The 11,675-nt window shown below is 39.2% G+C and carries 11 protein-coding genes and 1 riboswitch; of the genes, 7 read left to right on the top strand and 4 right to left on the bottom strand.

Going from position 1 to position 11,675, the window contains the following annotated elements; translation table 11 throughout:
• Positions 1-74: 74 nt before the first annotated feature.
• The gene (locus tag B2R82_RS06820) at positions 75-869 is read right to left on the bottom strand and encodes a carbon-nitrogen family hydrolase (protein ID WP_286924138.1); all 795 of its coding nucleotides are present in this window, start codon (positions 867-869) and stop codon (positions 75-77) included.
• A 318-nt stretch (positions 870-1,187) separates the two neighbouring features.
• On the opposite strand from B2R82_RS06820, the gene B2R82_RS06815 reads away from it, so the two are divergent.
• Positions 1,188-2,354: a pyridoxal phosphate-dependent aminotransferase gene (locus B2R82_RS06815; protein ID WP_286924137.1), complete on the top strand. Its 1,167-nt coding sequence runs from the start codon at positions 1,188-1,190 to the stop codon at positions 2,352-2,354.
• A gap of 48 nt (positions 2,355-2,402) precedes the next feature.
• On the opposite strand, the gene B2R82_RS06810 is transcribed toward B2R82_RS06815, so the two are convergent.
• Positions 2,403-2,906, bottom strand: coding sequence for a PPC domain-containing DNA-binding protein (locus B2R82_RS06810; protein WP_286924136.1), 504 nt, complete (start codon positions 2,904-2,906; stop codon positions 2,403-2,405).
• A 152-nt stretch (positions 2,907-3,058) separates the two neighbouring features.
• A riboswitch (SAM riboswitch) is annotated at positions 3,059-3,163 on the top strand.
• Between the two features lie 88 nt (positions 3,164-3,251).
• Here B2R82_RS06810 and B2R82_RS06805 point away from each other — a divergent pair.
• The 6 genes from B2R82_RS06805 (at position 3,252) to B2R82_RS06780 (ending at position 9,141) form a co-directional block, all read left to right on the top strand.
• Positions 3,252-4,085, top strand: a complete 834-nt coding sequence (locus tag B2R82_RS06805) for a MetQ/NlpA family ABC transporter substrate-binding protein (RefSeq protein WP_286924135.1) — start codon at positions 3,252-3,254, stop codon at positions 4,083-4,085.
• A 207-nt stretch (positions 4,086-4,292) separates the two neighbouring features.
• Positions 4,293-5,318: a methionine ABC transporter ATP-binding protein gene (locus tag B2R82_RS06800; protein WP_286924134.1), complete on the top strand. Its 1,026-nt coding sequence runs from the start codon at positions 4,293-4,295 to the stop codon at positions 5,316-5,318.
• A complete protein-coding gene (locus tag B2R82_RS06795) occupies positions 5,311-5,982 on the top strand; it encodes a methionine ABC transporter permease (protein ID WP_054772083.1) in 672 nt (223 codons plus the stop codon). The genes B2R82_RS06800 and B2R82_RS06795 overlap by 8 nt, the downstream gene beginning before the upstream one ends.
• Before the next feature lie 11 nt (positions 5,983-5,993).
• Positions 5,994-6,773 carry an enoyl-CoA hydratase/isomerase family protein gene (locus B2R82_RS06790; protein WP_286924133.1) on the top strand — a complete coding sequence of 260 codons (780 nt, stop codon included), beginning with the start codon at positions 5,994-5,996 and terminating at the stop codon, positions 6,771-6,773.
• 14 nt (positions 6,774-6,787) lie between these two features.
• Positions 6,788-7,948: an alpha-hydroxy acid oxidase gene (locus B2R82_RS06785; RefSeq protein WP_286924132.1), complete on the top strand. Its 1,161-nt coding sequence runs from the start codon at positions 6,788-6,790 to the stop codon at positions 7,946-7,948.
• A complete protein-coding gene (locus B2R82_RS06780) occupies positions 7,945-9,141 on the top strand; it encodes a CaiB/BaiF CoA transferase family protein (RefSeq protein WP_286924131.1) in 1,197 nt (398 codons plus the stop codon). Before B2R82_RS06785 ends, B2R82_RS06780 begins: the two co-directional genes overlap by 4 nt.
• Positions 9,142-9,297: 156 nt before the next feature.
• On the opposite strand, the gene B2R82_RS06775 is transcribed toward B2R82_RS06780, so the two are convergent.
• Both B2R82_RS06775 and B2R82_RS06770 read right to left on the bottom strand, forming a co-directional pair.
• Positions 9,298-10,497: a glycine C-acetyltransferase gene (locus B2R82_RS06775; protein ID WP_286924130.1), complete on the bottom strand. Its 1,200-nt coding sequence runs from the start codon at positions 10,495-10,497 to the stop codon at positions 9,298-9,300.
• Between the two features lie 58 nt (positions 10,498-10,555).
• Positions 10,556-11,632 carry a nucleotide kinase gene (locus B2R82_RS06770; RefSeq protein ID WP_286924129.1) on the bottom strand — a complete coding sequence of 359 codons (1,077 nt, stop codon included), beginning with the start codon at positions 11,630-11,632 and terminating at the stop codon, positions 10,556-10,558.
• Positions 11,633-11,675 lie beyond the last annotated feature (43 nt).

The following is an 11,675-nucleotide window of genomic DNA, read 5'->3' as shown; positions in this document are numbered from 1 at the left end:
CTCGGGGGCTCCGCTGTTTCGCTCGGGGGTTAGTAAGCTCAAGTCGCTCTGCTTCTTGAGCTTACTACCAATCATTAGTTGTTCACAGTTACGCCACTATATAGCCCAGGTCTGCGGTCATCATAAACTGGAATTCTGCCTCGGACTTCATCAACAATAGAAAAGTCTACGTCAATAACAGCCACTTCTTCATCATCAGCGCCAACCCAAAGAACCTCTCCCCATGGCTGAATAATCATAGATTGACCATTGAAGTTTTCTACTTTTTTGGAAATACGGTTTACCGCAATAACAAAGCATTGATTTTCGATGGCACGCGCTTGCAGCAAAGTTTTCCAATGGTCGATACGAGGTGTTGGCCATTGTGCTGGTACAAATAAAACCTTTGCTCCCTCTAATGCATGGGCACGAAGCCATTCAGGGAAGCGGATATCATAGCAAATTACCCCCGCTGCCTCTATATCTCCGAGTGTAAAGCGATTCATCTCATTGCCTGCCTCTAAATATAAATGCTCGTCCATTAAACGGAAGAGATGCGCCTTGCTATATTCACCTACTAGCTCACCATTTTTATCAAACGTATACATTGTATTGTAAAATTTATCGCTCTTTTTTGTTGCAACAGAGCCGCCCACAATATGTACACTAAGTTCCTTTGCCAAACTTGCTAAAAAGGCTTTCGTACGCACCCCATCTTCATCCGCTAGCTCTGGTAAACGCTCAAGTGCATAGCCTGTATTCCACATTTCTGGTAATACAATAATTTCTGCACCTTGATTTGCCGTTTCTCGAATCTTCTCCTCAGCTCGGGAAAAATTTTCATCTACTTTGCCAAAGCCTACATTCAATTGAATACAGCCAATTTTCATCCCATTTCCTCCTTTAGATATTTTTAAGTTTGTTTTCGCTTTTACACATTCCATTATACAATATTTAATTCTAGACTAATTTAAATTAATCCAGTTAGTTAATCATTCGATGTTGCCGCTTTGTTGTAAGAGTAGTAACTTCAATTGGTGTCGTATCTCGTATCGTACCATCCTAGCTTATAATTTGGTCGCCTGTAGTTTTCAGAGACTTTCAAACCTTTTATAAATAAAGGGTCTAGACAATTAGTAAAAAAAGTAATAGTATTTGCATCATATTCTTTAATAATAATTATTATATTCTGAAAAAGGTGGATGTGCATGGAATTCTCAAAAAAACTACAGCAACTCCCAACTCAGTTTTTTGCAGCACTTGTGCAAAAAGTAAATACAGCCTTGGCAGAGGGGCGCGATGTAATTAATCTTGGGCAGGGAAATCCTGATCAACCTACTCCTCCTCATATTATTAAGGCTCTACAGGAGGCAGCCGAAAATCCTCTTAATCATAAATATCCACCATTTCGTGGCATTGCTGAATTACGCCAAGCTGCGGCAGATTTCTACAAACGTGAATACAATGTAGACATTAATCCTGACACAGAGGTGGCTATTCTTGGTGGTACAAAAATTGGTCTTGTTGAACTACCTTTAGCTATATTAAATCCTGGCGATACAATGCTATTACCCGATCCTGGCTATCCCGATTACTTATCAGGTGTCGTATTAGGAGATGTAAATTTTGAAGTACTGCCACTTTTTGCAGAAAATAGCTTCCTCCCTGATTACGCAGCTTTACCTGATAATATAAAAGAAAAGGCGAAACTTCTATATTTGAATTATCCTAATAACCCAACTGGTGGTACTGCAACAATTGAATTTTTCGAGGAAACCGTTCGCTTTGCAAAAGAGCATAATATCATCGTTTCACATGATTTTGCCTATGGGGCAATTGGATTTGATGGAAACAAACCTGTTAGCTTCCTACAGGCAGATGGTGCTAAAGATGTTGGAATAGAAATGTACACTCTATCCAAAACATACAATATGGCAGGCTGGCGCATTGGCTTTGCAGTTGGGAATGCCGATATTATCGCTGCTATCAATTTAATACAAGATCATCTATTTTGTAGTCAATTCCCTGCTGTACAACAAGCAGCGGCGATTGCACTCTCAGCATCACAGGAATGTGCAAATGAGCTCAGAGCTACTTATGAACGTCGACGCAATGTCCTAATTGAGGAGGCTCAGCGTATTGGCTGGCACGTAACTGCACCTAAGGGCTCCTTTTTTGCATGGCTCCCTGTTCCAGTAGGCTATACTAGTGAACAATTTGCAGATCTCTTACTCGACAAAGCAGATATTGCTGTAGCAGCGGGAAATGGCTTTGGGCAATATGGCGAGGGCTATGTCCGTGTTGGCTTACTTGTAAGCGAAGAACGTTTACGCGAAGCTATAAATCGAATCGAACAATTAAATTTATTTATATAAACAAATTCAATAAAAACTGTTCTACAGCCATGCCATAGAACAGTTTTTTCATTTCTCAATCTTTCTTGGACTCTGTAAGTCTTTTTCTAAGGGATAAAATTGAATATGTCCTGTTTCATCATCAAATTTGCGTAAATGCTGAATGTCCTGTACCTCAGCCAAAACGATATCGGCCGTAATCACAATATTTCCGCCCTTCATCAAATGTCCTCCCGATACTTGACCCCATTGATCACTCATTGATCCATGAAGATGCGTCTCATATTCTCCATCACGTTTACACACAACACCAGCACCTTGAATAAATTCAAGTGGTCCTTCTTTTTTTATCACTTCACTGAAACGGACATTGATTTTAGAGATCTCATCTGGTACTAAATAAACAAAACTACTATTTTTCAAACTACCAATACAGCTAACGATGGTAGCTGACTCAATATCGTTCTCTTGACAGATAGCCTCTATTCCCTCAATCATATCAGTCCCCATTAAAATACGAGCACTAATGACTTTTCCAAATGCTCCAACTCCATAATTTACTCTTATAGACATCTCTACACCTCTTTTTGTTACTTTATTGGCTTTATCCTGATTTAGTGGACAATAAACACCCGCTAAATAAAATAAAAAATCAAAATATTTATTGACTAATAATAACCTATAATTTATATTAGTTCTATCGGATTTATAAAAATACTATATATCTCTTATCAAGAGTAGCTGAGGGACTGGCCCTATGAAGCTCGGCAACCTCCTTTTTAAAGGAAGGTGCTAAATCCTGCAAACGATCATCGTTTGATAGATAAGAGAGGACGTTTTTTCATGAGCCTCTCTTAGTTTATAAGAGAGTTTTTTTATTTTTAAAAATCGATAAAACAAACTTTGGAGGTCATTTTCATGAAGAAACGAAACAAATTTTTATTAGGCTTAGCAGGTCTTACATTAGCAGCAGCGTTAGTAGGTTGCGGTACAAAAGAAGATAGTAAAGAAGACCAAGGTAAGGCTATTGATGAAAATAAGATCGTAGTAGGTGTTACTTCTGGTCCACATGAACAAATTGCAGAGGTTGCGGCAAAAGTGGCAAAGGAAAAAGGCCTGGAAGTAGAGCTTAAATCCTTCTCTGATTATGTTTTACCTAATACCTCGTTAGCTGAAGGTGATCTTGATGCAAATAGCTATCAGCACGAGCCTTTCTTAGATACTTTTAATAAAGATCACGATACAGACTTAGTACCAGTTGGAAAAACTATTCTGAATCCAATGGGTGTTTACTCTGAAAAATATAAATCTTTTGATGAAATACCAGACGGAGCAACATTTGGTTTACCAAACGATCCGACAAACGGTGCCCGTGCACTATTTGTTCTGCAAGAGGCTGGCTATATTAAATTAAAAGAAGGTGCTGGGCTAACAGCGTCTATCCGAGACGTCGAAGAAAACAAGAAAAATTTAAAATTCATAGAGTTAGAGGCTGCCCAAATTCCGAAACAACTTAGTGAGGTTGATGTAGCAGCTATTAATACAAACTTTGCGCTGGAGGCTGGCATTAATCCTAAAAAAGATTCTATCCTTTTAGAATCTACTGACTCTCCTTATGTAAACTATATTGTAGTACGTGCTGAAAATGAGAATGATCCAACGATTAAAAAATTTGTTGAAGCTTATCAATCTGATGAAGTACGCAAATTTATTGAAGATGAATTTAAGGGTTCTGTAATTGCAAGCTGGTAAGTAGCTAAAAAATAAAACAGGGTTTTTCCCCATCCTCCACTGATTAATCGGTGAAAATATCGGGCTTATTGCTGTTAGATTCCTTCTCAGCATTATTTGTTCTTGAAGTGGGAATTTCACAGCCCATTAAGCGGGATAAAATAAGAATCTGCGAGACTCCTTTGGGAAAGCGAGCAGATTCTTGCTTTTTAGAAAGGAGACATCCAGATGATTCGATTAGAAAATATATCTAAAGAATTTAAAACAAAGAAAGGTATTGTCAGAGCAGTTGATGGGATTAACCTTCATGTTAAAAAAGGTGAAATTCATGGGGTTATTGGCTATAGTGGCGCAGGTAAAAGCACACTTATTCGCTGTGTTAACCTATTGGAACGTCCAACTACAGGAAAAGTTTGGATCAACAATGTGGATATTACTTCCCTTTCCCTTAATGATCTTCGTAAAACCCGTCAAAAAATAGGGATGATTTTCCAGCATTTTAATCTCTTAAAAACCGCGACCGTTTATAACAATATAGCTGTCCCATTAAAGCTACTTGGCTATAACGATACCGAAGTGAAAAATCGTGTGGCGAAATATGCTGAAATTGTTGGCTTAACAGAAAAATTAGAAAGCTTTCCAAGTCAGCTTTCAGGTGGACAAAAACAACGTGTTGCTATTGCACGTGCGTTGGCACAAGAACCAGAAATCTTACTAAGTGATGAAGCGACTAGTGCACTTGATCCAGAAACAACAGAAGCCATTCTTGAGCTTTTATTGAAAATTAATCGTGAGCTAGGCATTACTATTTTACTCATTACCCATGAAATGAATGTCATACAAAAAATCTGCGATGACGTATCTGTTCTTGAGGCAGGGAAAGTTGTGGAGTATGGTTCAGCTATTGATCTTTTTGCGAAGCCACAGCATCCAACAACGAGAAAGTTCTTGAGCACGATTTCACAGCGTAATCTATCCCCTTCCCTTATTCAGCAGCTCAATGTTTCAGGGAGTGTTATTCGTCTAACATTTCTTGGCGAAAGCACTGGAAAACCATTATTGGCAGAGGTCAGCAAAGTTTACGATGTTCAGCCAAATATTTTAACTGCCAATATTATTGAGTTAAAAAACGGCATTGTCGGAAATATTGTCGTTCATTTAAATGGTGAAGCACAAATTGTACAAAAGGCATTAACGTATTTCACCGAAAATGGAGTAGCCGTAGAAGAATTAGGAGGCGAACAAAATGAATAGTATTCAAAGCTTCTTTACAGATTGGTCCGATGTTATTGGGAAATCAATTATCGAAACCTTCCAAATGGTCGGAATTTCTTTATTCTTTTCCGTTGTCATTGGGATTCCGTTAGGGCTCCTAATTGTTTTAACACGTCCTGGTCAATCTTTCGAAAATAAATTTCTTTATCAATTTTTCAATTTATTCATTAATATAATTCGCTCCGTTCCATTTATCATTTTACTCTTCTTTATTCTACCGTTTACAAAGCTAATTGTTGGGACAACGATTGGTGTGAAAGGTGTCATTGTACCACTTGTTGTATATACAGCACCTTACATCGCACGACTGATGGAGACCGCACTTTTAGAAGTGGACCCAGGTGTTGTAGAGGCTTATACAGCAATGGGCATTAAACGCCGTCATATCATCTGGAATGTTTTATTACGCGAGGCTCGCCCTTCTATTATTTTAGGCTTAACCATTGCCACAATTGGTCTTATTGGAGCAACGGCAATGGCAGGTATGGTTGGTGCGGGTGGTTTAGGTGATCTTGCATACCGTTATGGTCATTTACGCTATGAGGTCGATGTTATGTATGCGACTGTATTTATTTTAATCATCCTTGTTCAGAGTATTCAATCTATTGGCAATCGATTTGCAGCAAAACTTAAGAAGGATTAAGGAGGAGCACTGTGACAAATGAAATTTATTTAGAGAAAAATGGTTATATAGCAACTTTAGTGATTAATCGTCCAGAGAAACGTAACTCTTTATCAAGGGCAATGTTTCAGGCTATTTTGAATGAGCTTTATTATTTAAGCTCTGACCCTTCGATTAAACTTTTAATTGTCCGTGGCGTGAATGAAGTTGCTTTTTCTTCGGGGGCCGATATTAGTGAGTTTTTAGATATTCGTTATGCTGCTGACAACGCAAAGGCATACAATGATTTAGCATTAAGGGCAATTGATGCACTCTATAAATTTCCGCACCCAACCATAGCTATGATACAGGGCTTAGCGATTGGTGGCGGCTTAGAGTTAGCAAATGCCTGTGATTTTAGAATTGCTACACCCAAAAGTAAATTAGGTATCACTGCAGCAAACATCGGAATTGTCTATAATCTTGAAAGTACAAAGCGTCTTATCAATATTGTTGGAGTTGCTAAGGCAAAGGAAATTTTATACACAGCAAACATTTTTACTGCAGAAGAAGGAAAACACATTGGCTTGATTACTGCCCTACATGAGCCAGAGGAGATTGAAAATGGCACACTGCAATTCGCTGAGCATCTCTTAAGTAAATCATCTGTTGCCAATTCAGGCATAAAAAAAATTATTCAAGCTATTGTAGATGGAGAAAATGAAGAAAATGATGCGTTAGCTCAAATCATTCTCGACTCCTTTAGCTCAGAAGATTATAACGAAGGCATACAGGCATTTTTAAATAAAAGAAAGCCCATTTTTAATAAATAAGTGAGGTAGTGACGATGACAAATACAACTAATGGAGACCTTCTATTAAAAAATATAACTGCCCAAGCTCCCTTCCCTATTTGTTTTGCTGATTTAGAGAAGGCTGTAGCGGAAAAAATGGAAGCTGGACCTTTTGGCTATATACGCTCTGGTGCAGGAGGCGAACAAACATTGCGCAATAATCGTGTTGCTTTTGAAAAGTATTCCATTGTGCCCCGCTTTTTAAATGATGTTTCCAATGTTGACACTTCGATAAAGCTTTTCGGAAAAACATATCCAACACCCTTTTTATTTGCACCTGTTGGCATGAATAAAATGGCGCATGATGATGGAGAGCTTGCAGTTGTTCGCGCTGCTCAACAATTAAAAATACCCTATATACAAAGTACAGTTTCTAGCTATGCACTTGAAGAGGTTGCACAAGCTGCACCTACGGCTACAAAATGGTTTCAGTTATATTGGTCTACCAACGAGGAAATTGCTTATAGTATGGCCGCTCGAGCAGAGACTGCTGGCTTTGAAGCAATCGTTCTTACAGTCGACACAGTTATGCTTGGCTGGCGTGAAGAGGATGTACGCAACCAATTTTCGCCTTTAAAGCTAGGCTTTGCAAGAGGAAACTATATCAATGATCCTGTTTTTATGGCTTCCCTGCCAGATGAATCATTTGAATCCTACGTCCAGGGTGTGTTGCAAAATGTTTTCCATCCTACCTTAAGTTGGGAAAATGTACGTGAATTAAAGCGCCGATCTAATCTCCCTATTTTATTAAAAGGTATTTTACATCCTAAAGACGCAAAGCTAGCTATAGAAAATGGTATCGATGGTATTATTGTTTCAAATCATGGGGGTCGCCAACTGGATGGTGTAGTAGGATCACTTGATGCGCTTCCTGCGATTGTCAAAGCGGTAAGTGGACAAATTCCAATCATTTTAGATAGTGGCGTGTATCGTGGCATGGATGCTCTAAAAGCACTTTCTTTAGGGGCAGATGCAGTAGCTATTGGTCGGCCTTTTGTCTATGGGCTGGCGTTAGCTGGACAGCAGGGAGTGGAAAAAGTCATGACGAATCTATACGATGAATTGAAAGTTTCCATTGCTTTAGCAGGCGCAACCTCCCTTCCAGCCCTACGTAATATTACTTTAGTGAAAAAAGATGGAGTCGATGAAAAATGAATCAAGCATTGCAAGGCTTAAAAGTTGTTGATCTATCACAGGTGCTTGCTGGTCCATACTGCACAATGGTATTAGCAGATATGGGGGCTGAAGTCATTAAAATTGAGAAGTATCCCAATGGAGACGACACACGTACAATGGGTCCCTTTATTAATGAAGAAAGCCATATGTATATGATGGTTAATCGTAATAAAAAAGGTGTTTGTTTGAACTTAAAAACACCTGAGGGATTAGAACTATTTAAAGAGCTTATCCAATCGGTAGATGTGCTTGTGGAAAATTATCGACCTGGCGTCACAAAAAAATTAGGGATAGATTATGCAACACTAAAAGATATGAATCCTGGCCTTATTTATTGCTCTATTTCAGGTTATGGTCAAACAGGTCCTTATAGTCAAAAAGGCGGCTACGATATTATGGCGCAAGGACTTAGTGGCTTAATGCATATGACTGGTGAAGCAGATGGAAGACCAGTAAAGGTTGGCTTTGCTGTAAACGATATTGCGGCTGCTCAAACAGCATTACAGTCTATTTTAATGGCCTATATTTACAAGCTGCGTAGCGGTGAAGGACAATATATTGATGTTTCCTTAGTAGAGTCTGGACTGGCATGGACGGTATGGGAGGCTGCAGCCTACTTTGGACAAGGCCAGCTCCCTGAGCGAACAGGTACTGCACATCGTGTTTCTGCACCTTATCAGGGTTTTAAAACACAGGATGATTATATTTTAGTTGGTGCAGGTAATCAAAAGTTATGGGAGATTTTTGCCACCAAAGTCGTCCATCGTCCAGATTGGCTGAGTAATCCACTATTCGCGTCAAACTACTTGAGGGCTCAAAATGTTAAAGCATTGGGGGAAGAAATCGAAAGTGAACTGGTAAAGCATAAAGCTGCATATTGGCTTCAGCTTTTAGATGAATATGGTGTACCATCTAGCCCAATCTATTCCTACGATCAAACATTGAATGACCCTCATATTTTGGAGCGTGGCATGGTCCTGTCCTATGAGCATCCAACAGCTGGGCCAATGCGTACACTAGGCTTCCCAGCGAAATTTTCTCAGACCCCTGGCCAGCTAACAAAAGCCGCTCCAACATTAGGACAGCATAATGAGGAAATTTTAAAATCATTGCATGTGACAGATGAACGCATCAAACAGCTAAACACCGCAAATATCATTCATTCAAAATAGCGCTTATCCATTTTGAGCGTTTTAATAGATTGATTCACTCTAGCTATCCATCACTTTGAGGGTTCTATCCGTTGATTCAGTTTGCCTATCCGTCACTTTGAGGGTTCTATCCATCTAAATATAAAAAAGGGTACCTCACGAAGAGGCAACCCTTTTTTATTGAATAACGCCTAGTTCGCGACCTACTTTTTCATAAATTGCGAGTGCATTATCCAGCATTTCTTTTGTATGAGCCGCTGTAGGCATATTACGAACACGACCTGTACCCTTTGGAACCGTTGGGAAAACGATTGATTTCGCATAAACGCCCTCTTCAAATAAACGCTGTGAGAACTCCTGCGTCAGCTTTTCATCGCCAATAATACATGGAGTTATTGGTGTTTCGGATTCCCCAATATTAAAGCCAAGCTTAGCAAGCCCTGATTTTAAATAATTGCCATTTTCCCAAAGTTTATCATGAAGCTCAGTGGAATCAATTAACATTTGTACTGCTGCTGTAATCGCTGCCACATCACCAGGCGGTAATGCTGTTGAGAATAAAAATGGACGTGAGCGTACTTTTAGCCAGTCAATTAAGTTTTTCTTACCTGCGACATACCCGCCAACAACGCCAATCGCCTTAGAAAGTGTACCAATTTGGAAGTCGATTTCTTTTTCTAAACCGAAATGCTTCACTGTACCCTTTCCTTTACCAGTAACACCTGAGCCATGCGCATCATCTACATACGTAATTAAATCAAATTCCTTTGCAATCTCCACAATTTCTGGCAGTTTAGCAATATCGCCATCCATGGAGAAAACACCATCAGTAATGACCATAATTTTATTGTATAATCCAGATTCTTTTGCTGCTTTTGCCTTCGCACGTAAATCATCCATATCAGAGTGATTAAACGCAATGATTTTCGCCTTTGATAAACGACAACCATCGATAATAGAAGCATGATTCAATTGATCTGAAAGAATCGCATCATTTTTATCCATTACAGCTGAAATCGCTGCCATATTACAATTAAAGCCTGATTGATAGGAAATAGCTGCTTCTGTTCCTTTAAATTCAGCAAGCTTCTCCTCCAGTTTAACGTGTAGATCAAGCGTACCATTTATAGTACGAACAGCACCTGCTCCGACACCATATCTATCAATAGTCTCTTTGGCAATACGCTTCAATTCTTCATTTGTTGCTAAGCCAAGATAGTTGTTTGAGGACAAGTTAATAAGATTTTTGCCGCGCACCTGAATAACAGGTCCATTGGCTCCCTCTACTGGATCAATCTCGTTGTATAAGCCTTGGTCTCTTAAGTCTTGTAGGTTTTCATCTAAAAATGCATTTAATACTTTTGACAAGCGTATCATCCTTTCCTAGGAAAACTGTTCTAGCTCCTAGTGTAGCATAAGCACGCCAATTGAAAAATTACTTTGTTAATCTTTCGAAAAGTGGAGCAGTTTTTTCCCGCCAAAGTGAAGTAGATAAACAATGGTCTAATAAACGCCGAACAGTATACTCCGCTTCTGCATATCGCTTGGAGTACCCCATTGCATCTTGTATAGCCTCTTTATACTTTGCCCGGATATCTTCGATTAAAACTTCTGCATCCTGTGATAATGCACAATGTTTTCCTATATCAAAAATTTCATCCCCCAGTCTGCCATCCTGTGGATCAAAGACATGTGGTTCTGTACTATCAAATATACAGAAATTTAATTCCGGGATAATGACCATATCAACAGAGCCTCCATCCAAACCGCACCAAATAATTTGTGTATCTAGCCCTCTCTTATTGGCCTCATCTGCTAAGTCCTTCATCAAGGAAGATTTACCTGTTCCCGGCTTACCTTTTATCATTAATCGTCGAGTTAAATTTTTAGTCATACTCTCTACTGTATTTTCAGCGCCTCTTGGTGTTAATGTTCCTAGTAAGCGATGTGTGCGTAGTCCAGGTTTATTTAAAATGATTGATTGAAAAATATTTGTTTTTAACATTTCCACTTGATCATTTAATCCTTGCCAATTCATACAGCTTTGTGTGACAATCTCCCAATCGTCATGAATCTTAATGGCTTTACTTAGCATAGCGATACATTTATCACGCCATAACTCTCGTTCCTTCATTGCCTCAGCAAGCTGTTCGCCAACTTTCTCGAGCTGGAGGTCCTCTAAACAATCATAAAATGATAGCACACGATGCTTTGTTCCAAGGAAAGTCGGTTCAATGCCCCATTCAGATGACCAAATATAGAGTCGATTACACCCTCGAACAAATACCGCCTCTACAACATCCTCCAACAGCGCATCCTTGAACCACTCTACAGCAAAGCCTTGCTTGACGTAAAAATAACCAAGCTCTTTTAAAAGCTCCGACCCCTTCATGGTTGGAGCACCCTGCAAAAGATAAACCAATTCCGCCTCATCCATCATTTCTTTATATAATTGTTTAATTCCTTGCCCTGTCAATGCGTGTCCAAAATAATAGGTCACATTTCCATTCAATACCGCTCCTCCTTTACCTATGCCCTGCATTATATGAAACAAC

Source organism: Lysinibacillus sp. UBA6686, assembly GCF_002455205.1.
Classification (GTDB): Bacteria; Bacillota; Bacilli; order Bacillales_A; family Planococcaceae; genus Lysinibacillus; species Lysinibacillus pakistanensis.
This window is presented reverse-complemented; position numbering and strand designations above follow the sequence as displayed.